Below are 20,776 nucleotides of genomic sequence, written 5' to 3'. Positions count from 1 at the left end.
TCGGCGCGACCATGGTCGCGACCTGCGAGGCGTTCCTGCTGGCGAAGAAACTCGGGCTCGATCCGCAGAAATTCTACGACATCGCGTCGGTTTCGTCAGGCCAGAGCTGGTCGATGACGAGCTACGCCCCACTCCCCGGCGTCGGGCCGGAAACGCCAGCCGATCATGATTATCAGGGCGGCTTTGCGACACTGCTGATGCTCAAGGACCTGCGCCTCGCGATGGAGGCGGCAGGCCAGGTCGATGCCGATACGCCGATGGGGGCCAAGGCCGCTGAGCTTTACGAGAAGTTCGCCGCCGAAGGGCAAGGCGGCCTCGATTTCTCCGGCATCATCAGGATGCTGGACTGAAGCTGTCGCCGTAAAGCTTGCGCAACTCAGCCTTCTGGATCTTGCCCATGGCGTTGCGCGGTAACTGATCCACGACGAAGACAAGCTTGGGCCGTTTGAACGAGGCGAGGCTGTCGGCGAGCGCGGCCCTGACCGCCCCGGGATCGACCGCACCGGAAGCTTTCGCGGCAATCACCGCGACCACGCCTTCGCCGAGATCGGGGTGCGGCACGCCGATCACCGCGCATTCGGCGACGCCCGGCAGCTCGTCGATCAGCGCCTCGACCTCGGCCGGATAGACGTTGAGCCCGCCCGAGATGATCAGATCCTTCTCGCGCCCCGAGATGAAGAGATAACCCGCCTCATCGAACCGCCCGAGATCGCCGGTGATGAACCAGCCATCGGCGCGCTTCTCCTCGGCGGTCTTCTCCGGCATCCGCCAATAACCGGCGAACACATTCGGCCCGCGCACCTCGATCATGCCGATGCTCCCCTGCGGCAAGAGCGCGGCGGTTTCGGGATCGGTGATCCGGATATCCACCCCCGGCAACGGAAAGCCGACGCTCCCCGGCACCCGAGCGCTGTCATAGGGGTTCGAGCTGTTCATGTTGGTCTCGGTCATGCCGTAGCGTTCGAGGATCGCATGGCCGGTGCGTGCGCTGAACTCGCGGTGGACCTCGGCCGAAAGCGGCGCCGATCCGGAGATGAACAGCCGCATGTCCTGCGCCAGCTCGCGCGTGAAATCGGGCCGCGACAACAGCCGCGAATAAAAGGTCGGCACACCCATCAAAACGCTCGCCTGCGGCAACAGCCGGATCATCGCGTCGAGATCGAAAGCGGGCAGGAAGATCATCCGTGCGGCACTCAGCAGCACGAGGTTGGTGGCGACGAACAACCCATGGGTGTGGAAGATCGGCAGCGCGTGCAGCAGGACGTCGTCGCGCTCGAAGCGCCACAGCACCTGCAAGGTCTCTGCGTTCGAGCCGAGATTGTCATGGGTGAGCATCGCCCCCTTGGAGCGGCCCGTGGTGCCCGAGGTGTAGAGGATCGCGGCCAGCTCATCGTCCGCCACCGCAACCGTCGTGAAAGCGGCAGTCATCGCTTCAGCCTGATCGAGCAGGCTGCCGTCGCCGGCGGTACCGAGCGTCAGGACATGCGGTATGCCCGCCTCGCTGCACAGCGCACCCAGCACCGACTCATTGACGGGCGAGCCGAGGAACAGCTTCGGCTCGGCATCGCGCAGGAAATAGTCGAGCTCGCGCGGCGTATAGGCCGGGTTGAGCGGCAGATGGATCGCCCCGATGCGCAGGGTCGCGAGATAGACGAGCAGCGCCTCGGCCGACTTGTCGACCTGCATCGCAATCCGGTCGCCACGCCCGATGCCGAGCGACGCGAACAGATTGGCGATCCGGCCGGTGGCATCATGCAGATCGCCGTACAGGATCATGCGGCCGTCCGGGTGAACGATGAACGGCTCGGCGAGGCGGTCGGCGAAACGATTGAAGAAACGGTCATACAGGTTCGCCACATCGCTCTCCGTCTTTTGCGCGACCCCATTCCGCTGAGTCGTGCGTTGGGCGGCTAATGCAGAATGTGTGGGTTCACCACCAATACCGTGGCGATGATGGAGGCCGCGACATGATCCGCCTGTTCCATGTGAGCGACGTGCATTTCGGCCGCGAAGACGTTGCGGCAGTCAAATGGTTCGACGCGCTGGTTGAGGCCGAACGACCCGATGCCGTGGTCATGACCGGCGACCTGACGATGCGCGCACGGCGCCATGAGTTCGTCGCGGGGCTCGAATGGCTCAAGGGCCTCGGCGTGCCCGTGACCGTAGAGGTCGGCAATCACGATCTGCCTTACTTCAACCCGATCGCACGGCTCTTCCGGCCTTATCACCGCATCGACGAGATCGAGCGGATCATCGAAAGGCCGCTCGACCTGCCGGGCGTGGCGATCGTCCCGATGGTGACGACCGCGCGCTTCCAGTGGCGGCTCAACTGGGCGAAGGGCAATGTCAGCCCCCGCTCCTTGAGTCGCACGCTGGCGCTGATCGAGACGGTGCCCAAGGACAAGCTGGTCTTCGTCGCCTGCCATCACCCACTGGTCGAGGCTAAGACCGACGCGACCGGCGCGACACGCGGCGGTGCCGAGGCGCTGAAGATTCTTGCGGCCGCCGGCACGGACGCCGTGCTGACCGGGCATGTCCATGATCCGTTCAATCTTGCGCTTGACGTCGTCGGCCGCGAAGTCCGAATGATAGGGGCTGGAACGCTGTCGCGTCGCACCCGCGCGACGCCGCCTTCGTTCAACGAGATCAGGATCGCGGACGCCAGGTTCGACGTGGTGCTGCGCACGCTGAGCCCGGAGCCCGACACGGTGCTGCCCAGGGAGCCGGTGGTACAGGGCGCGGCATAGGCGCTCTCCGGCAACGAGTCTCTTTCGCGCCCACGCTAGGCGTTCACACATCGAGCGACGCCTCTTCTCCCTCTCCCTTAGGGCTACCAGATTCACACATTGTACAGCGCCCTTCTTCCCCTCTCCCTTTAGGAGAGGGGCAAGCTGCGCAGCAGCGCGGGGTGAGGTTGAGGGCGAGACGCTCATGCTGGTCACCCTCACCCTTCCCGTCACTTCGTGACGGGCCCCTTCCCTCTCCCGCTGGGAGAGGGAGAAGAGAAGCGCGGCGCGATGTGTGAATGCCGTAGCCCCCTATGGGAGAGGAGCATTGGGTAAACAGCGCCCCGCGCTGTTTAGGCCATGCCGGGGGCATGGCCGACCCAATGCTGGGCCCATCGCGTAGCGATGGGAAGGGTGAAGGGGACTCTCCTTGGGTCGACGCTGAACGAACCTCACTCCCCCTCAACCTTCCGTCGCTTCGCTCCTCCCTCCTTCTCCCACAGGGGGAGAAGGATTTCTGCACGCAATCGACACGGGATTCCCGCCGAAGCTGCCCAACGCGTGGATCATCGCTCCACCGCGCCACGGCAACAAGGACGCTTCCTGTTGGCGCACGTCCAACGCTGCAAACATCCGGCTTGACTCATGACAGCAAGGTCTGTAATTTCTGATTTAACAGAAATAGCAGGAACAGGAGGAAGAGATGGGGACGGTCGTAGCGCTGAAGACGCCCGCTTCCTTCGTCCCGAACATCGGCGCCACCGTCATCGACCCGCGCTTTCGCCAGCTGCTCGGCGAGGCGAACTGGGCCGCGCTGCCGCCCGCCGTGCGGGCGCGCTTCGGCCGCAAGGCGCTGGCGACTCAGACGATCAGCTATATCGGCGAGGTCGTCGAATGCCGGATGAGCCGGCTCGGGCGGTTGCTCGCCAATCTGTGCCGGGTCGTGGGCGCGCCTTTGCCGCTCAACACCGATACCAATGTGGCTGCGTCCGTCTGCGTAACGGAGGATGCGGGCTCCGACGGTCAGTACTGGACCCGCCAATATTGCCGTCGTGGCGGTTTCCCGCAGGTCATCCACAGCTCCAAACGGTTTGCCGGGCCCACCGGCATCGAGGAATATCTCGGCATGGGCTTCGGCATCGCGCTGGTGCTGCGGGTCGAGGCAGAGGCGCTGTATTTCGAGAGCGACCATTATTTCTGGCGCGTCGGCCCCATTCGGTTTCGCCTCCCGCGCTGGCTAGCGCCCGGGCGGCTCAGCATCGGCCATATCGATTGCGACCATGGCCACTTCGCCTTCACGCTCGCGCTCGACCACCCCTGGTTCGGCCCGCTCGTCCACCAATGCTGCCTGTTCACTGAATATCGGCCGGGAAATGTGTCATGAGCAATCCAGTCTTCATCGCCTTGCTGCTGCTCCAGATCGCGCTGGGCGGTTTCGATACGCTCTACCATCATGAGCTGACCCAGCGCCTCGCCTGGAGGCCCGGCCAGGCGAGGGAACTTCGCCTCCACGGCGTCCGCAACCTGATCTATGGGCTGCTGTTCCTGGCGCTCGGCTGGACCGAGCCGCACGGGGCGGCGGCGATGGTGCTGATCGCGGCGCTGGCGATCGAAACCGGGATTACGCTGTGGGATTTTGTCGAGGAGGACCGCATCCGCGCCCTGCCGGCGAGCGAGCGGGTGACGCATACCCTGCTCACGCTCAATTATGGCGTGCTGGTCGCCCTGCTCGTGCCGGTACTGGTGGGATGGGCCCTGCTTCCCACGGGAACCAGTCTCCAGGGCCATGGTCTGGTGTCGATCCTGCTGGCGATCGCGGCGCTCGGAGTCACCGCCTCCGGAATCCGCGACCTGTTCGCGGCGGCACGAAACGAGCGGCTGATCGACAGCCCGGCGGCGGAGTTGGCCAGCGCCTTGCCCGGGCGTCAGGCAGTGCTGGTGACGGGCGGAACCGGCTTTATCGGCACGCGGCTGGTGGCGGCTTTGGTCGCCGCCGGGCACGACGTGACCGTCCTCACGCGCGATCCCAAGCACGCGTCCGGCCTGGCAACTCCACTGCGGATCGTCACGGACCTTGCCGCGCTGCCCCATGATTTCCGCTGCGACATCGCCATCAATCTGGCCGGCGAGCCGATCGCGGCAGGGCGCTGGACCCCTGCGCGCCGCTGCCGGATCATCGAATCCCGCCTTCGCGTTACGCGGGCGCTGGCTGCGCTGTTCGAGCGGCTTGATCACCGCCCGGCGGTATTGATCAACGGCTCCGCGATCGGATTCTACGGCATCGACGATCATAGCGTGATCGACGAAATGGCGCCGCGCGGTCGCGGCTTCGCGGCGGATGTCTGCGAGGCGTGGGAGGCAGCCGCTAAATGTGCCGCGGGCGCCGGCACGCGCCTCGTCTTGCTGCGCACCGGCATCGTGCTCGGCTCAAGCGGTGGCATGCTCGGCGGTCTGCTGCCGGTCTTCGAACTCGGCATGGGCGGCCCGATCGGCGGTGGCCACCAAATGACGAGCTGGATCCACCGCGACGATCTGGTCCGGATGATCGTCGCCGCCGCCGCCGATCCCGAAATCGAGGGGCCGCTCAACGCGACAGCCCCCAGTCCCGTCACCAACAGGCGCTTCGCTCAGGCGATCGGCCACGCCCTGCGCCGCCCGGCAATCCTGCCCTTGCCCGCTTTCCCGCTGCGGCTCGCTCTGGGCGATCTTGCCGACGAGCTCATGCTGGGCGGCCAGAAGGTGCTGCCGGTCAAAGCGGTCTTCCACGGCTTCCGCTTCCGTTACCCGCGGATCGAGGACGCGGTCGGGGCGATCGTCGGGCGGCCGGCTGAAGCAGCGTCCCCTGCGCCGCTACGGCCTTTCCGGGAAGCGCGGCTCCTGCATTGAGCGATGGACGAGGAGAAGCATGATGGACGTTCAGGGCGGCGCTGCATCGGGCGCGTTCAAGGTCAACTCGCTGGGCAATCTGGACCAGGCCGACGCGGTCGCGGGAAAGGTGGTGTGGGACGGCCCGCGATCGGTCTGGAACATGGGCATGCTTGGCGGCGCGCTGATCGCGGGGCCGATCTTCTTCACCTGGCCCGCCCTGCTCGTTTTCCTGCTGCTTGCGGGCGCCACCCTCTGCATGGGGCATTCGGTCGGTTTCCACCGTCGCCTGATCCACCGCAGCTTCGATTGCCCCAAATGGCTGGAACGCGCGATGATCTGGGCCGGTACGCTGGTCGGCATGGGCGGCCCGATCTGGACCGTCCGTCTTCATGACACGCGCGACTGGGGCCAGCGCCAGGCCGATTGCCACTGGTTCCTGCGGCACGGCAAACCGCTGCTGATCGACGGCTTTTATTATCTGAACTTCCGTGTCGTCCTGGATCGGCCACCCTCCTTCGATCCGGGGCCGGGGATCAGCGACGATCGCTTCTACCGATTTCTGCAGCGGACCTGGATGCTTCACCAGCTCCCGCTTGGCGTGCTGCTGTTCCTGGCAGGCGGCTGGCCTTTCGTCGTCTGGGGTGTGGTGGTGCGCGTGGCGGCCTGCACCACGATGCACTGGTACATATCTTACCGGGCGCATACCGCCGGGCCGCAGGACTGGCTGGTCGATGGCGCTGCGATCCAGGCCTATAACGTGCCATGGCTTGCGATCCCGACCATGGGCGAAAGCTGGCACAGCAACCACCACGCCTTCCCCGCGTCAGCCCGCCACGGCCTGTATCGGGGCCAGATCGATCTCGGCTATGTTTTCATCAAGCTGCTGGAGTGCGTCGGCCTCGCCTGGAATATCAAGCTGCCCCGCAATCTGCCGCCGCGTCCCGGCATTACGCCGCTCAGCGATCGTGCGTTGGCGGTGGCCGCCACAGGACAGGCGAGCGCCCGCCACTAGGGTCCAGACCTTAGCATCTCCACCAAATCTCCACGCCTGCCCGATCCTCGCTCCACGCTGGCGTGACACAAGCTGGCCTCCGTCATCGAAGCGAGGGTCGGCAATGCGCATCCTACTGATCAACATTCCCCACCCGGCCATTGGCAGCCGCATCCCAAAGGAGCAATTGCCACCGCTCGGCCTGCTCTGCGTCGGTGGCCCGTTGATCGACGACGGCCATGACGTCCGGCTGATCGACGGCGAATTCGGACCGATGCCGATCGACCGGATCGTTGCCGAGGCCGTGGACGCTCGGCCGGATGCGGTGCTGTTTGGCCATTCGGGCTCCTCTTCCGGCCATCCGATCATCACCGCAGTGGCACTAGCGATCGCGAAGGCCTTGCCCGATGTCCGCATCGTCTATGGCGGGGTTCACCCAACCTATTTCTGGCGCGAGATCCTGCGCGACGAGCCATGGGTCCAGGCCGTGGTGCGCGGCGAAGGCGAAGAAACCGCGCGGCAGCTGATGCGCGCGCTGGAGGAAGGCGGGCCGCTCGTCGCGATCGACGGCATCGCCTTTCGCGACGGGCGGGGCGAGCCGGTCGCGACTCCCGCTGCCCGCGTGATCGCCGATCTCGATGCCTATCGGATCGGCTGGGAGCTGATCGACCATAGCCGCTACAGCTATTGGGGCGGGAAGCGCGCGGTGGTGATCCAGTTCTCGCGCGGTTGCCCGCATCTCTGCAATTATTGCGGGCAGCGCGGCTTCTGGACTCGATGGCGCCACCGCGATCCCGTCCGCCTCGCCAGCGAGATCGCGCATCTCCACCGCGAACACGGCGTCGAGGTCTTCAACTTCGCCGACGAGAATCCGAGCGCCGGGCGCAAGCCGTGGCGCGCTTTTCTCGAGGCGCTGATCGCCGAGAATGTCTCGGTCACCCTGGTTGGCTCGACCCGTGCCGACGACATCGTCCGCGATGCCGATATCCTCCACCTCTACAAACAGGCCGGATTCGAGCGCTTCCTGCTCGGCATGGAGAATACCGACGAGGCAACGCTCAAGCTGATCCGCAAGGGCGGCACGACCACGACCGACCGCGAGGCGATCCGCCTGCTGCGCAAGCACAATATCCTGTCGATGGCGACCTGGGTCGCGGGCTTTGCCGACCAGACCGACATGGATCTGTTGCGTGGCCTGCGCCAGCTGATCTCCTATGATCCCGACCAGATCCAGGCGCTCTATGTCACCCCGCATCGCTGGACGCCCTTCTTCCGCATCGCCCGCGACCGGACAGTGGTGCAGGCGGACCCGACGCGTTGGGATTACAAGCACCAGGTGCTCGGCATGTCCCATATGCCGCCATGGCGTCTGTTCCTCTGGGTCAAGTTCATCGAGGCAGCGGCGCAACTGCGCCCGCGCTCGCTGCGCCGCCTGCTGTGGAACTCCGATTCGAAGATCCGCCACGCGATCCGTTGGTATTACCGGATGGGCCGTCGCGTTTGGATCCACGAGATCATCGGCTTCCTCTTTCGCGACACCTATCGTGATGAAGGGCAGACGCTGGCGGCCTTTCTCGGCGCGCCACAGGATGCGGAGGAGGAGGCCTCTCGGGTGGCACTACGCCCGCAAAAGGCGCCGGTGGCGGTCTGACCGCTTGGCTAACGTCAGGCCCTTGCATCTTGTCATGTACAATGTTCTGTACAACTCGGAAATGTCAGCGCCCCGCATGACATTCCCAACACGCGCGGCCCCCGTACGACGCGGCCAAGGCTTTGATTCAACCGCATCGAAACCCCCGCTACCGGACATCTAGCAGCGGAAAACCCGTTACGTCTTTCTCATCGTCGGCAGCAGAAACGCAGACCCGCGCTCGTACGCTCGGCCGTCAGCGCAACCAGCGGAGCATATGGGGGAAGGGCGCCGCGTCTTGTTCCTCGGTGCTGTGCTTGCTCGCGGTCATGCCGAACCATTGCAGCATCGGTATCCCCAGCGTCGCGCCATCGGCAAAGGCGTCCGCCAGATAACCCCCGCCGCCGCGATAGCCCTCGTCATGGAACACGATATGAGGGTCGAGCCCGATCTCCACCGCCGCGGCATAGGACCAGGCAATCGCCGCCATCTCTTCGGCCGGATCGGAGGGGACCTCACAAAGGCTGCCGCGCAAGGCTGGATCAGTAACGGCGATATGGCCCGCCTCGTGAAGGAGATCGCCGGGCCAGGTCAGTCGCGCGGAATCAATCACCAGCCCGCCGTCGCGCACTGTCATCGCGGGCAGCAACGTGTCTTCCTCAAGCGCTTCGACGACGACCGGAATGCCGATCTCACCTAGGAAGGTGATGATCCGGGCGGTCACGGGGTCGTTCAGGGCCATGACCGCACTTCAGTGTCTCGCGGCCGGCCAGTCAACGAAAAAGGGCGGCCCGTTGCCGGACCGCCCCATTTTCGCGAAATCGAAAAGCTTAGCGCTTCGAGAACTGGAAGCTGCGGCGAGCCTTGGCCCGGCCATACTTCTTGCGCTCGACGGTACGGCTGTCGCGGGTCAGGAAGCCCGCTGCCTTCACCGGCGCGCGCAGGATCGGCTCGAACTTGGTCAGCGCCTGGCTGATGCCATGCTTGACCGCGCCGGCCTGGCCCGAAAGCCCGCCGCCCTTGACGGTGCAGACCACGTCATAGGCACCTTCGCGCTCGGTCACGCCGAACACCTGGTTGATGACGAGGCGCAGCGTCGGGCGTGCGAAATACACTTCCTGGTCGCGGCCGTTGATGGTGATCTTGCCCGAGCCGGGCTTGATCCAGACGCGAGCGACTGCGTCCTTGCGGCGGCCGGTCGCATAAGCGCGGCCCTGCTTGTCGAGGATCTGCTCGCGCAGCGGCATCGGCTCACGCACGACGACGGGAGCGGCAGGCGCATATTCGTCGCTGGCGAGAACCGGGTTCGAAGCCGCGACCGGCGCCGGCGTGTTGGTCAGCTCGGCGAGATCGGCGAGGGACTGGCGATTGTCGGACATTAGTTGCCCACCTTGTTCTTGCGGTTCATCGATCCGATGTCGAGGACTTCGGGGTTCTGCGCTGCGTGCGGATGATCGGGACCCGAGAAAACGCGCAGGTTGCGCATTTGCTCACGGCCGAGCGGGCCGCGCGGGATCATGCGCTCAATGGCCTTTTCAAGCACGCGCTCGGGAAAGCGACCCTCGAGGATTTTGCCCGCTGCGACGCCCTTGATGCCGCCGGCATAGCCGGTGTGGCGGTAATAGATCTTGTCCTTGAGCTTGTTGCCCGTGAACCGGATCTTGTCCGCGTTGATGACGATGACATTGTCACCGCAATCGACATGAGGGGTAAAGCTCGGCTTGTGCTTGCCGCGCAGGACATTGGCGATGATCGAGGCTGCACGACCGACCACAAGGCCGTCGGCATCGACGATATGCCATTTTTTCTCCACCTCGTGCGGCTTGACCGACTTGGTGGTCTTCATCAGCGCCTTCATGGAGCCAGGACCTTTATGATTGAAACGACACGCGCCGCCCCTGCTGGGACGGCGCTGATGGCGGGCTAATGTTCGCAGGCGGGCTGAAAGTCAAGCTTTTCGCGGGTTTCCTGACGGGTATTATGATACCGTCGCGTTGAAAGGCCTATAAATCCCCGGTTGCGCCATAGATCCAGTCGGCAACGACGGGGTCGACCTCAGCCTCCCAGGCCTCGATTACCGGCAACTCATAGCTGTGCAGCGCGGTGATCCGGGCGGTGAGTGAGGCGGCACGATCGAGTGTCGTCTTGAACAGGATCTCGGTCTCGTCATTGGTCTCGATCTTGCCGAGCCAGCGATAGACCGAGCGGGCGGCGGCGAAGGTCGCGCAGGCGGCGAGCCGCTCCTCGACAATCCGGCGCGCAAGGCGGTCCGCGCTCGCCGCATCGCCGACGGTGGTGCGGACCAGCAGGATCTTGCTCATGCCGGATTGCGGCCGATCGCGTGCGCGGCGAAGGTGGCCGCGATCAGCGTCAGCGCCGCATTGGCCTGGTGCGCGACCGCAATGCCGATCGCGACGCCGCTCATCAGGGTCGAGATGCCGAGGAGGATCTGCAGTACGAGTAGTGCGATCAGTACCCGCCCCGCGACGATGCCGCCCGACCGGATCGATCGGCGTGCGAGCAGAACCAGCCCAGCCGCCGCGATAAAGGCGAACCAGCGGTGGATGAACTGGACGACCACTGGATTGTCGACTGCGTTGCGCCATGCCGGGCTGACCATCGGCACGCCGGCTGGGAAGAAGCTGTCGCCCATCAGCGGCCAGCTCGAAAAGGCATAGCCTGCGTTGAGCCCGGCGGTGAACGCGCCGAACATGATCTGGCTGAACAGCAAGGCGAGCGCGATCAGGGCAAGCGGGCGCAGGGCTGCGGGTCTGGCGAGCCGGCTCTCCGCCAGGCTGCGCAGATCGAGCGCAGTCCACACCAGGCCCGAGAGCAGTACAAGCGCCGTTATCAGGTGAACGGCAAGCCGGACATGGCTGACATCGGTGCGCACAGCGAGGCCGGATGAAACCATCCACCAGCCGATCGCGCCCTGCAGCCCGCCGAGCGCGAGCAACGCCACCAGCCGCCAGGCATAGCCGGGGGGAATCCGCCGCCACACCGCGAACCACAGCAGCGGGATGGCAAAGGCCATGCCGATCAGCCGCCCGAGCAGCCGGTGCGAATATTCCCAGAAGAAGATGTGCTTGAACCCGGCAAGCGTCATACCGCGATTGATCTGGGTATATTCGGGAATGCGCTTATAGTGGGCGAATTCGGCCTGCCACGCTGCCTCACTAAGCGGTGGAATGATGCCGCTGATCGGCTTCCACTCGGTGATCGACAGGCCCGACTCGGTCAGTCGGGTGATACCGCCGACAATGACCATCGCGACGATCAGGCCGGCGACAGAGAACAGCCAGATGGCGAGCGCACGGGGTCGCGAAGGATGGGCTAACGATGAGGCCTGAAGCATTGGCGGTCCCTAGCGCTGAGCATCGAGCGCGTCGATTCGGATTATGGGGACGATTGCGCCGCGCAAACAGCCAATCTCGTTCCAAAAAAATCACCGATGATATATTGTAACTCCCTCCGACCTGTGCCACATGGCTCTCGCAATGACCGCACATGCCCATACTCACTCGCCCACTTTCATGTGGATCGAGCAGCGATTCGATCGATTCGCGATCGGCCTGTCGGGTCTGTGCGTCGTGCACTGCGTCGCAAGCTCGATTCTGATCGCGCTGGCCGCGTCGGCCGGTGGGCTGTTGCTCAACCCGCTGTTCCACGAAGTCGGCCTGATGATCGCGATCGGCTTCGGCGCCGCGGCGCTGTGGCGCGGTGCCTATACGCATGGCTATATGATCCCCGCGGTCGTCGGCTCGTTCGGGCTCGGCATCATGGCGGGGGCGATGGGGCTGCCGCATGACGGCGGCACCGAGACGATCTGGACTTTGCTTGGGGTTGCGGTCCTCGCGCTCGGCCATGATCTGAACCGCCGCGCCGCCAACTGAGGTGCTTTGAGTCGGCGCCTTGCCGGGAAGGCTGGCAGCGCCTAAATTGCCACCATGGCCGCACATCATCACCATCACGAACCGCAGGGCGCCGAGCTTTCGGTTGCCGCGCGAACAACGCTCGAGAAATCGGGCGAACAATGGACGGCGATGCGCGCCCAGATTTTCGAGGCACTTGCCGGATTCGACAAACCTGCTTCGGCTTATGATATCGCCGAAGCCGTCTCCAAGTCGGCCGGGCGACGAGTCGCGGCCAACAGCGTGTACCGCATCCTCGATCTGTTCGTCGGCGCCAATCTCGCGCGGCGGGTCGAGAGCTCGAACGCCTATATCGCCAACGCGCATCCCGATTGCCTGCATGACTGCATCTTCCTGGTCTGCGACTCGTGCGGCCAGACGACTCACCTCGACAATGACAGCATCACCAAAGGCGTACGTTCAGCTGCCGAGGCGGCGGGCTTCTCGCCGGTGCGGCCGGTGATCGAGGTGCGCGGCAAATGCGCGGATTGCGAGTGAGGCGCTAGCGCAACACCTGCATCGAGAATCGGTGCAGAACGGGCGCTGAAAAAATGCTCCCCGCGCGCAGCAATCGACACCCCCGGAGGTCTCGGCTAGGTGAAGATGATGGCAGAAGTTCCCAAAACACCCTTGCTCGACACAGTGCATGTTCCTGCGGATTTGCGGGCGCTTGCGGCGAGCGATTTGCGGCAACTGGCAGACGAGTTGCGCGCCGAGACGATTGCGGCGGTCGGGGTGACGGGCGGTCATCTCGGCTCGGGGCTTGGCGTGGTCGAGCTGACGACGGCGATCCATTATGTGTTCGACACGCCGGCTGATCGTCTGGTGTGGGACGTCGGACACCAATGCTATCCGCACAAGATCCTGACCGGCAGACGCGACCGGATCCGGACGCTGCGTACCGGCGGTGGCCTCTCCGGCTTCACCAAGCGGAGCGAGAGTGAATATGATCCCTTCGGGGCAGCGCACTCGTCGACCTCCATCTCGGCCGCGCTTGGCTTTGCGGTTGCCAACAAGATCGCGGGCAAGCCCGGCAAGGCCATCGCGGTGATCGGTGACGGGGCGATGTCGGCTGGCATGGCCTATGAGGCGATGAACAATGCCGAGGCCGCCGGTAACAGGCTGGTGGTGATCCTGAACGACAATGACATGTCGATCGCGCCGCCGGTCGGGAGCTTGTCTGCCTATCTGTCGCGGATCGTCTCGAGCCGTGAGTTCCTGGGGCTTCGCGATCTGGCCCGCCGGCTGGCGAAGAAGCTACCGCGGCCGCTGCATTCAGCGGCGAGAAAGACCGACGAGTTCGCCCGCGGCATGGCGATGGGCGGCACCTTGTTCGAGGAGCTCGGCTTTTATTATGTGGGCCCGATCGACGGGCATAATCTCGACCAGCTAATCCCGGTGCTCGAGAATGTGCGTGATGCGGAAGAAGGCCCGATCCTGGTCCATGTCGTGACCAAGAAGGGCAAGGGCTATGCGCCGGCGGAAGCTGCTGCCGACAAATATCACGGCGTGCAGAAGTTCGATGTGATCACCGGCGTGCAGAGCAAGGCACCGCCGGGCCCGCCGCAATATCAGAATGTGTTCGGCGCCCAGCTGGTGGCCGAAGCCGCCAACGACCCGACGATCTGCGCGATCACGGCGGCCATGCCGTCAGGCACCGGCCTCGACAAGTTCGCGAGCGCCTACCCTGAGCGCTTCTTCGATGTCGGCATTGCCGAGCAGCATGCCGTCACCTTTGCGGCAGGCTTGGCGGCACAGGGCATGCGGCCCTTCTGCGCGATCTACTCGACCTTCCTGCAGCGTGCCTATGATCAGGTCGTGCATGATGTCGCGATCCAGAACCTCCCCGTCAGGTTCGCGATCGACCGGGCAGGACTGGTGGGTGCTGATGGGGCGACCCATGCCGGCAGCTTCGATGTGACCTATCTCGCCACACTCCCGAACTTCGTGGTGATGGCAGCGGCTGATGAGGCTGAGCTGGTCCATATGACCCACACCGCCGCGCTTCATGACACAGGGCCGATCGCGGTCCGATATCCGCGCGGCAACGGCACCGGCGTTGCCCTCCCGGCAACGCCAGAGCGGCTCGAGATCGGCAAGGGCCGGATCGTACGTGAGGGCAAGAAGGTTGCGATCTTCTCGCTCGGCACCAGGCTTGGCGAGGCACTAAAGGCAGCTGATGCGCTCGATGCGCGCGGGCTCTCCACGACTGTTGCCGACCTCAGGTTCGCAAAGCCCTTGGACGGGGAGTTGATCCGCAAGCTGCTGACCACCCATGAGGTTGCGGTCACGATCGAGGAAGGTTCGGTCGGGGGTCTTGGTGCGCATGTGCTGACGCTTGCGAGCGACACTGGCCTCATCGACGCAGGCCTCAAGCTCCGCACGATGCGCCTGCCCGACACCTTCCAGGACCAGGACAAGCCCGAGCTGCAATATGCCGAAGCGGGCCTCGATGCCGATGCCATCGTCGAAACCGTGCTCAAGGCACTCCGCCACAACTCGAGCGGTGTCTTCGAGGAAGCGCGGGCGTAACCGCGCCACATCAGGGGAACAGCCGTGTCGCCAATCGCAAAGCTAATGTTGGCGGCCGCCTTTGCCGCGGCCTCGCTGGTCGCGATGCCCGCGCATGCCGATCCGCTCTACGATAGATGCGCGGCGAAGGCAGTGACCAATCCCGATTATGCCACGTGCGGCGTGGCCATGATCGACCGGCTCGAGGCCTCGCTCAACGCCACCTGGAAGAGCGTCTATCCGGGCTTCCCGGGCGAGGCCAAGCCCGCGCTGCTCGAAGAACAAAGGCTCTGGATTGCCTTCAAAGAAAAAAGCTGCACGGCTTATTACACCACCAGCGCATTCGGCCGCGAGGGGCAGGTGATCAGCTTCTACGCCTGCCGAGCCCGGGTCCTGACGGACCGAATCGAGCAATTGAAGAGTGTCGGCTCGGACTGATTGATGCGCAGAAGTCGTGAGAATAGCTCGGATTTCTTTGCGGCGGCCCTGCAAGTTTTAGCGTATCGGTTACCAATGCCCGCTTAAGCTCTCGTCCGGGATGACCGAGGCGGTGCAACACCGTCTCGCATGCGTGAAGGGCGGACATGAAGCAGGCGCAGAATTGGGACACGCGGCCGCTGCCCGAACCGGAGCCGCGCCGGCCGTTGCGGTATCTTCCCCTGGCGATAGGGCTGGGCGTGATCGCAGGCCTCGTGATCGCACAAGGCGCGCGCAGCAGCGACCGACGGGACTTTGATCGGTTGATGAGCGGCCTCGCCGATAGCGGGGTCGAGGCGGCGGTGACGCCGGCTGGCGCCGCGTCCTGAGACGAAGCGCTGAGATGGCCGGGGGCCGAGCCGGGCGCCGAAAATATGCTTCACGACCTTTACGCTCCGATAACGACCGGAGCTTAGGGAAGCCGAAAGCTAGGCAACTCGCCGAAGCAACAGCGCATGGTACGGGAGCCTGCCGATGATCGACATCGCTCTGTGTATTGCTGTTGACCATGACCCGTGGCTGGTCTTGCTCGCCGTCTTCATTTGCTGCGTCGGAGCCTTCGCTGTCGCACAGATGTTCGAGCGCGCGCGCGGTACGATGGGGTTGCAACGCTTCGGCTGGATTTTCCTGACATCGGTCGGCTCCGGCGCAACGATATGGTGTACCCACTTCGTCGCCATGATTGCGTTCAAGGCAAGGGTGCCGGTCCACCTCGATCCGGTGCTCACGATCGTATCGCTGATGGTGGCCGTCATCGGAACCTTTGCCGGTTTCACGGTCGCGACCCGCGGCCCTGCTAGGCCGTTTCCCATCCTCGGCGGAGCGATCGTCGGAGGCGCCATTTCGGGCATGCACTTCATGGGGATGGAGGCCTATCGCATCGACGGCATCGTCACCTGGCGGTGGCCCTATGTCGTCGCCTCGATCCTGTGCGCGATCGTCTTTTCCGCCGCCGCACTCATGGTGCTTGCGGGCAAGGAGAGCCGGCACCGTGTTCTGATCGGGACCGGGCTGCTCGTCACCGCGATCGCGACGCTGCATTTTGTGGCGATGACGGCGCTGCATGTCGTCCCACTCGCCTTCAGCGAGGCCACGCGCAATCCCGATGACATGAGCAGCCTTGCGCTTGCAACTGCGCTTGTCGGGCTGATCGTGATCGCGGCCGGCGTTTCCGCCGCGTTCATCGATCGCCAGACCCGTTCGGACGCGATGGAGCGCCTGCATCATATGGCGATGAATGATGCGCTCACCGGCTTGCCGAACCGCGTATGGTTCCAGAGCGAGCTGGCCCGCCAGATCAATCTGGCACTCGCGACCGGTACACAGCTCGGCGTCGTCGCCATCGACCTCGATCGCTTCAAGGACATCAATGACGTTCACGGCCACAAGGCCGGTGACGACGTCCTGGTCATCCTGGCGCAGCGGATGCGGAACGAGTTGGGGCGAGACGAGTTCGTGGCGCGCCTGGGCGGTGACGAGTTCGTGGCCATCACGCGCTTCGAGGATCGCGCCCGGCTGCACTCGATCGCTGCCCGGCTCGACGCAGTGCTCAAGGCGCCGCTGAAGATCGGCGCGTTCGAAGCCCGGGTAGGCGCGAGCTTGGGGGTGGCGGTTTTCCCGCACGACGCCGCCAACGCCGGCGCGCTCACGAGCAACGCCGATCTCGCAATGTACCGCGCCAAGAGCCAGGGTTCGATGGCGCCATGTTTCTACGACGCTGAACTCGACGAGGCGATCCGCGATCGGCGCGAACTCGCGAACGATCTTCGCAAGGCGATCGAAGAGGACCGGCTCGAAGTCCATTATCAGGTCCAGGCGTCGGTCATGACCCGTGCGGTGACGGGATATGAAGCGCTTGTGCGCTGGAATCATCCCGAGCGCGGCGCTATCCAGCCATCCTTCTTCATCCCGATGGCCGAGGAAAACGGGCTGATCCTGCAGCTCGGCGAATGGGTGATGCGGCGCGCCTGTGCCGACGCGATGGGGTGGGACCATCAGGCGAAGGTGGCGGTGAACGTGTCGGCAGTACAGCTGGCCCATCCCGATCTGCCGCGCCTGTTCCACCAGATCATGATCGAGACCGGCCTTCCGCCGCGCCGCCTCGAGATCGAGCTGACAGAAACCGCGATCATGGCTGATCGCCCCCGCGCCCTTCACGTCCTGCGCCAGATCAAGGCACTCGGCGTCTGTGTGGCGCTCGATGATTTCGGCACCGGCTATTCGTCGCTTGAGACGCTGCGCGCCTTTCCCTTCGACAAGATCAAGCTCGATCAGGTGTTCGCGTCCGAGCTCGAAACCAGCCCGCAGGCGACTGCGATCATCCGGGCCGTGCTCGCGCTCGGCAAGAGCCTGTCGATTCCGGTCCTGGCCGAGGGAATCGAAACCGCCCGGCAACTCGCGGTGCTGGTGGAGGAAGGCTGCGACGAAGCCCAAGGGTTCCTGCTCGGCCGTCCAGGGCTTTTGACGGCGACTGGCCACCTGCCGCTGACGGACGAGGCGGATGGCGTGCCGATCTTGAAGGCGGGCTGACGCCTGTACAGGCAGGCACGGGCGGACGCGCGGGGCCGTCAGTCATGATCCGACCCGCATGATCTCCGCCATGCGATGCGTCGCGGCGGCGAAGGAGTAGGACGCCTCATACATCGCGCGCGCCGCGGGATCGAAATCGGGGAGATCGGCCTTTATTGCCTCCTTTATGGCTGCCAGAAACTCAGAAGCGGTCTCCGCCTGCCATCCGACTGATACGACGTCGCGCCCATAGCCTGAAAAAGCCTCGGTGGTGCCGATGACGCGTTTGCCGAACATCAGCGCCTCGGCGATCTTGGTCTTCATGCCTGAACCATCGAAGACCGGTGCTACGACACAACAGGCGTCTCGATACCATTGCGCGAGATCGTCGGCCTGGCCGATAATCCGGACATTGGATGATCCGCCGAATTCCTGTCGCAGGATTTCCATGCCGCGCCCGACGATCGCGATCGGCAGTGGCGATTGCGGTGCCACCTCATGCGCGAACCACCTGATGCCAGCCAGATTTGCGTAAAAGGCTCCTCCAACGAACAGCAGATAAGGGTCCGCTGCGCTCGTCCGGCGGGAAGCGGGAAGCACGTCGTCCAGCGCGAGCGGCGATATGTAATGGGCGCCGCGACCATAGAGCCGGCGCAACCCCTCTCCATCACGGGTGGAGAGACAGACGATCACGTCGCTATACCGCACCGCCTCGCGCTCGGCGGCGTAATTCGCCGCCAGAAGGCCAAGCGAAAGCGCGGTCCGCTTGGTGCGGGCGGCGCCCAGGAAGAACCGCGCCTCGACATTATGGAAGAAGGTCACCACCCGAACATCGGGGCACGCGCGCTTGATCGGCGCAACGACCCGGCCGAGATTCGAGCCGTCCACGAACACCTGGCTGGCGGATATCTCGCCCACGCGCGCAACGATCCGCGCTATTTCCTGCCGATCGAGCCCATAGAGTTGCCCGCCCAAGGCGTCGCTCAGCCGCGCACCGGGTGCCTTCAACTGGTGCACCTGCAAACCATCGCCAAACAGCGTCCGCAATGCCCGCGCATTCAGCCGCGACAGGAGTTCCCTGCCTCCGGGCGGGGCGTCCGGATCCATCAAGGTGACCAGCAGGATTCTCGCGGGATCGGTGCGGCTCATCGCGCGTGAAGCTTGCTCGGCTTGAGCCGCGCATCCTTCAAGCCTAGACAGCGCCGCGTCAGCAATACCGACAGGATGCACGCCGCCATGGACTCCACCCGGACAACGAAGCCGATTTGTCTTGTTTCCAGGGAGGTTCCCGCCCGTGCCCGCCATACATCTTTCAGCGCTTTCATGGTCAACGCCTGACGGGCGTAGCCTTTTTTCGCAACTCGAACTGAGCTTCGGCGCCGAACGCGCCGGGCTGGTCGGCCGCAACGGCGTCGGCAAGACCAGTTTGCTCAAGCTCATCACGGGCGAGCTGACACCGCTATCGGGGCGAGTCTCCGTCAGCGGCAGCCTCGGCGTATTGCGCCAGACCGTACAGGTGAACCCGGAAGAGACGGTCGCTGATCTGTTCGGTGCGCGCGAGGCGCTGGCCATCCTGCACCGCGCTGAAGTCGGCGACGCGACCGCCGAGGAACTGGCGGCCGCCGACTGGACGCTCGAGGCGCGAGTGGCCGGCGCGCTCGCGCGGACGGGACTGGACGCGGCTATGGACACGCGGCTCGTGGCGCTCTCCGGCGGGCAACGCACCCGCGCGAGCCTCGCGGCCCTCGTGTTCGCCGAACCCGACTTCCTGCTGCTCGACGAGCCGACCAATAATCTCGATCGCGAGGGGCGCGGTGCGGTGATCGAGCTGCTTGCCGGGTGGCGGGCAGGGGCGATCGTGGTGAGCCATGATCGCGAGTTGCTCGATACGATGGACGCGATCGTCGAGCTGACGTCGCTCGGCGCCACTCGCTATGGCGGCAACTGGAGCGCCTATCGCGCGCGCAAGGCGACAGAGCTCGCCGCGGCCGAGCATGATCTGGCCGACGCCGAGCGGCGCGTCGCCGAAGGCGCCCGTAGCGCCCAGACGACCGCCGAGCGCAAGGCGCGGACCGACAAGGCAGGGCGGCGCAAGGCAGCCAAGGGCGATATGCCCCGCATCATGCTCGGTATGATGAAGAACCGGAGCGAGGGCACGAGCGGCGCGAATGCAAGGCTGGCGGAAAGCCGGCGCACGGACGCGCTCGACGCGGCCGCGGCGGCGCGCGAACGGATCGAAGTCCTGGAGCCCCTGTCCGTCGTCATTCCCTCGACCGGCCTGCCGCCTGGTCGCACGGTGCTGACGCTGGACGCGGTCGCCGCCGGCTATGAGCCCGGCCGGCTGATCATCCAGAGGCTCTGCTTTGCAATGACTGGACCGGAGCGGGTCGCCATCACCGGCCCCAATGGATCGGGCAAGACGACGCTGCTCGCGCTGATCACCGGTAGGCTGGAGCCGTGGGAGGGAGCAGTGCGCGTCATCGCCGATCATGCCATGCTCGACCAGCAGGTAAGCCTGCTCGATCCGACACTTTCGATCCGCGACAATTTCCGGCGGATCAACCCGCAGGCGGACGAGAATGCATGCCGCGCCGCGCTCGCCCGGTTCATGTTCCGCGCCGATGCGGCGTTGCAGATCGTGGGCACGCTCAGCGGCGGCCAGTTGCTGCGCGCGGGCCTTGCCTGTGTGCTGGGCGGTGCGACGCCGCCCTCGCTGCTGATCCTCGACGAACCGACCAACCATCTCGACATCGACTCGATCGAGGCGGTGGAGGCGGGCTTGCGAGCCTATGATGGGGCGCTCCTGGTGGTGAGTCACGATGCGGCGTTCCTGGAGAATATCGGCGTGACGCGGCGGGTTGAGCTGGATGCCGCCGCCATGGGGCAACGGTGAATCGCCCGAGGGATTTGCATTTGATCGCGCCCGGGGCAGTTTCGGATTTCATTGACAAGGCAACGCGGCGCCTATAGCCGCTCGCCCGCCGCGCGGTGCGGCACTATTTCGAGGTTGTAACATGACGGACGATAGCCAGAACCGGGAGTCCCGCTAGCGCGTCCGTCGAGGTGCGCTGAGCGCGCCTCCCTCTCGATGTCCCGCGGGCCCTGTCCGCCGGCATCCCCTTATTCGAGTTCGACAATCGACATCGTCTGAAGC

Annotated in this window: 20 protein-coding genes; 13 read left to right on the top strand and 7 right to left on the bottom strand. The window is 64.9% G+C overall.

Going from position 1 to position 20,776, the window contains the following annotated elements; genetic code table 11:
• On the top strand, positions 1 to 350 hold a 350-nt coding region (locus AC1DVS_RS25775; RefSeq protein ID WP_478027361.1), incomplete at its 5' end, for an NAD-binding protein.
• On the opposite strand, the gene AC1DVS_RS25770 is transcribed toward AC1DVS_RS25775, so the two are convergent.
• A complete protein-coding gene (locus tag AC1DVS_RS25770) occupies positions 334 to 1,857 on the bottom strand; it encodes a malonate--CoA ligase (RefSeq protein ID WP_478027360.1) in 1,524 nt (507 codons plus the stop codon). The two genes, AC1DVS_RS25775 and AC1DVS_RS25770, sit on opposite strands and share 17 nt — an antisense overlap.
• Positions 1,858 to 1,967: 110 nt before the next feature.
• On the opposite strand from AC1DVS_RS25770, the gene AC1DVS_RS25765 reads away from it, so the two are divergent.
• From AC1DVS_RS25765 to bchE, 5 genes are all read left to right on the top strand, one after another.
• Positions 1,968 to 2,747 (top strand): metallophosphoesterase family protein, encoded by a 780-nt coding sequence (locus AC1DVS_RS25765; RefSeq protein WP_478027359.1) that lies wholly within the window; start codon positions 1,968 to 1,970, stop codon positions 2,745 to 2,747.
• 682 nt (positions 2,748 to 3,429) lie between these two features.
• The gene (locus AC1DVS_RS25760; RefSeq protein ID WP_478027358.1) at positions 3,430 to 4,110 is read left to right on the top strand and encodes a DUF4166 domain-containing protein; all 681 of its coding nucleotides are present in this window, start codon (positions 3,430 to 3,432) and stop codon (positions 4,108 to 4,110) included.
• A complete protein-coding gene (locus tag AC1DVS_RS25755) occupies positions 4,107 to 5,612 on the top strand; it encodes a TIGR01777 family oxidoreductase (RefSeq protein WP_478027357.1) in 1,506 nt (501 codons plus the stop codon). Before AC1DVS_RS25760 ends, AC1DVS_RS25755 begins: the two co-directional genes overlap by 4 nt.
• A 22-nt stretch (positions 5,613 to 5,634) precedes the next feature.
• Positions 5,635 to 6,606 (top strand): acyl-CoA desaturase, encoded by a 972-nt coding sequence (locus AC1DVS_RS25750; protein WP_478027356.1) that lies wholly within the window; start codon positions 5,635 to 5,637, stop codon positions 6,604 to 6,606.
• 103 nt (positions 6,607 to 6,709) lie between these two features.
• The gene (gene bchE, locus AC1DVS_RS25745; protein WP_478027355.1) at positions 6,710 to 8,236 is read left to right on the top strand and encodes a magnesium-protoporphyrin IX monomethyl ester anaerobic oxidative cyclase; all 1,527 of its coding nucleotides are present in this window, start codon (positions 6,710 to 6,712) and stop codon (positions 8,234 to 8,236) included.
• Between the two features lie 235 nt (positions 8,237 to 8,471).
• On the opposite strand, the gene AC1DVS_RS25740 is transcribed toward bchE, so the two are convergent.
• The 5 genes from AC1DVS_RS25740 to AC1DVS_RS25720 form a co-directional block, all read right to left on the bottom strand.
• The gene (locus tag AC1DVS_RS25740; protein ID WP_478027354.1) at positions 8,472 to 8,957 is read right to left on the bottom strand and encodes a hypothetical protein; all 486 of its coding nucleotides are present in this window, start codon (positions 8,955 to 8,957) and stop codon (positions 8,472 to 8,474) included.
• An 88-nt stretch (positions 8,958 to 9,045) separates the two neighbouring features.
• A complete protein-coding gene (gene rpsI / locus AC1DVS_RS25735) occupies positions 9,046 to 9,594 on the bottom strand; it encodes a 30S ribosomal protein S9 (protein ID WP_478027353.1) in 549 nt (182 codons plus the stop codon).
• Positions 9,594 to 10,073, bottom strand: a complete 480-nt coding sequence (gene rplM, locus AC1DVS_RS25730; protein WP_478027352.1) for a 50S ribosomal protein L13 — start codon at positions 10,071 to 10,073, stop codon at positions 9,594 to 9,596. Before rplM ends, rpsI begins: the two co-directional genes overlap by 1 nt.
• A 145-nt stretch (positions 10,074 to 10,218) precedes the next feature.
• The gene (gene cutA, locus AC1DVS_RS25725) at positions 10,219 to 10,536 is read right to left on the bottom strand and encodes a divalent-cation tolerance protein CutA (protein WP_478027351.1); all 318 of its coding nucleotides are present in this window, start codon (positions 10,534 to 10,536) and stop codon (positions 10,219 to 10,221) included.
• Positions 10,533 to 11,570 (bottom strand): COX15/CtaA family protein, encoded by a 1,038-nt coding sequence (locus AC1DVS_RS25720; protein WP_478027350.1) that lies wholly within the window; start codon positions 11,568 to 11,570, stop codon positions 10,533 to 10,535. The genes cutA and AC1DVS_RS25720 overlap by 4 nt, the downstream gene beginning before the upstream one ends.
• A gap of 130 nt (positions 11,571 to 11,700) precedes the next feature.
• On the opposite strand from AC1DVS_RS25720, the gene AC1DVS_RS25715 reads away from it, so the two are divergent.
• From AC1DVS_RS25715 to AC1DVS_RS25690, 6 genes are all read left to right on the top strand, one after another.
• Entirely contained in the window at positions 11,701 to 12,108 is a 408-nt protein-coding gene (locus AC1DVS_RS25715) for a MerC domain-containing protein (RefSeq protein ID WP_478027349.1), read from the top strand.
• A 54-nt stretch (positions 12,109 to 12,162) separates the two neighbouring features.
• Positions 12,163 to 12,624, top strand: a complete 462-nt coding sequence (locus AC1DVS_RS25710; protein WP_478027348.1) for a Fur family transcriptional regulator — start codon at positions 12,163 to 12,165, stop codon at positions 12,622 to 12,624.
• 108 nt (positions 12,625 to 12,732) lie between these two features.
• The gene (gene dxs / locus AC1DVS_RS25705; RefSeq protein ID WP_478027347.1) at positions 12,733 to 14,658 is read left to right on the top strand and encodes a 1-deoxy-D-xylulose-5-phosphate synthase; all 1,926 of its coding nucleotides are present in this window, start codon (positions 12,733 to 12,735) and stop codon (positions 14,656 to 14,658) included.
• A 24-nt stretch (positions 14,659 to 14,682) separates the two neighbouring features.
• Positions 14,683 to 15,075 (top strand): lysozyme inhibitor LprI family protein, encoded by a 393-nt coding sequence (locus tag AC1DVS_RS25700; protein WP_478027346.1) that lies wholly within the window; start codon positions 14,683 to 14,685, stop codon positions 15,073 to 15,075.
• Between the two features lie 146 nt (positions 15,076 to 15,221).
• Positions 15,222 to 15,443: a hypothetical protein gene (locus AC1DVS_RS25695; RefSeq protein WP_478027345.1), complete on the top strand. Its 222-nt coding sequence runs from the start codon at positions 15,222 to 15,224 to the stop codon at positions 15,441 to 15,443.
• 145 nt (positions 15,444 to 15,588) lie between these two features.
• Positions 15,589 to 17,643 (top strand): putative bifunctional diguanylate cyclase/phosphodiesterase, encoded by a 2,055-nt coding sequence (locus tag AC1DVS_RS25690; RefSeq protein WP_478027344.1) that lies wholly within the window; start codon positions 15,589 to 15,591, stop codon positions 17,641 to 17,643.
• Between the two features lie 42 nt (positions 17,644 to 17,685).
• On the opposite strand, the gene AC1DVS_RS25685 is transcribed toward AC1DVS_RS25690, so the two are convergent.
• Positions 17,686 to 18,771, bottom strand: coding sequence for a glycosyltransferase (locus AC1DVS_RS25685; RefSeq protein ID WP_478027343.1), 1,086 nt, complete (start codon positions 18,769 to 18,771; stop codon positions 17,686 to 17,688).
• Between the two features lie 145 nt (positions 18,772 to 18,916).
• Between AC1DVS_RS25685 and AC1DVS_RS25680 the strand changes: the two genes are divergently transcribed.
• Positions 18,917 to 20,515 (top strand): ABC-F family ATP-binding cassette domain-containing protein, encoded by a 1,599-nt coding sequence (locus tag AC1DVS_RS25680; RefSeq protein WP_478027342.1) that lies wholly within the window; start codon positions 18,917 to 18,919, stop codon positions 20,513 to 20,515.
• Positions 20,516 to 20,776 lie beyond the last annotated feature (261 nt).

This window comes from Sphingomonas sp. P3_C5, assembly GCF_056402635.1.
Note: the sequence above shows the minus strand (reverse complement) of the source record. Positions and strands in the feature narration are given on the sequence as shown.

Coding starts and splice junctions, on each gene's coding strand:
- AC1DVS_RS25695 (WP_478027345.1), top strand. CDS start 15,222: ATGAAGCAGGCGCAGAATTGGGACACGCGGCCGCTGCCCGAACCGGAG.
- AC1DVS_RS25765 (WP_478027359.1), top strand. CDS start 1,968: ATGATCCGCCTGTTCCATGTGAGCGACGTGCATTTCGGCCGCGAAGAC.
- AC1DVS_RS25760 (WP_478027358.1), top strand. CDS start 3,430: ATGGGGACGGTCGTAGCGCTGAAGACGCCCGCTTCCTTCGTCCCGAAC.
- bchE (WP_478027355.1), top strand. CDS start 6,710: ATGCGCATCCTACTGATCAACATTCCCCACCCGGCCATTGGCAGCCGC.
- rplM (WP_478027352.1), bottom strand. CDS start 10,073: ATGAAGGCGCTGATGAAGACCACCAAGTCGGTCAAGCCGCACGAGGTG.
- dxs (WP_478027347.1), top strand. CDS start 12,733: ATGGCAGAAGTTCCCAAAACACCCTTGCTCGACACAGTGCATGTTCCT.
- AC1DVS_RS25690 (WP_478027344.1), top strand. CDS start 15,589: ATGATCGACATCGCTCTGTGTATTGCTGTTGACCATGACCCGTGGCTG.
- AC1DVS_RS25685 (WP_478027343.1), bottom strand. CDS start 18,771: ATGAGCCGCACCGATCCCGCGAGAATCCTGCTGGTCACCTTGATGGAT.
- AC1DVS_RS25755 (WP_478027357.1), top strand. CDS start 4,107: ATGAGCAATCCAGTCTTCATCGCCTTGCTGCTGCTCCAGATCGCGCTG.
- AC1DVS_RS25740 (WP_478027354.1), bottom strand. CDS start 8,957: ATGGCCCTGAACGACCCCGTGACCGCCCGGATCATCACCTTCCTAGGT.
- rpsI (WP_478027353.1), bottom strand. CDS start 9,594: ATGTCCGACAATCGCCAGTCCCTCGCCGATCTCGCCGAGCTGACCAAC.
- AC1DVS_RS25710 (WP_478027348.1), top strand. CDS start 12,163: ATGGCCGCACATCATCACCATCACGAACCGCAGGGCGCCGAGCTTTCG.
- AC1DVS_RS25750 (WP_478027356.1), top strand. CDS start 5,635: ATGGACGTTCAGGGCGGCGCTGCATCGGGCGCGTTCAAGGTCAACTCG.
- AC1DVS_RS25720 (WP_478027350.1), bottom strand. CDS start 11,570: ATGCTTCAGGCCTCATCGTTAGCCCATCCTTCGCGACCCCGTGCGCTC.
- cutA (WP_478027351.1), bottom strand. CDS start 10,536: ATGAGCAAGATCCTGCTGGTCCGCACCACCGTCGGCGATGCGGCGAGC.
- AC1DVS_RS25715 (WP_478027349.1), top strand. CDS start 11,701: ATGGCTCTCGCAATGACCGCACATGCCCATACTCACTCGCCCACTTTC.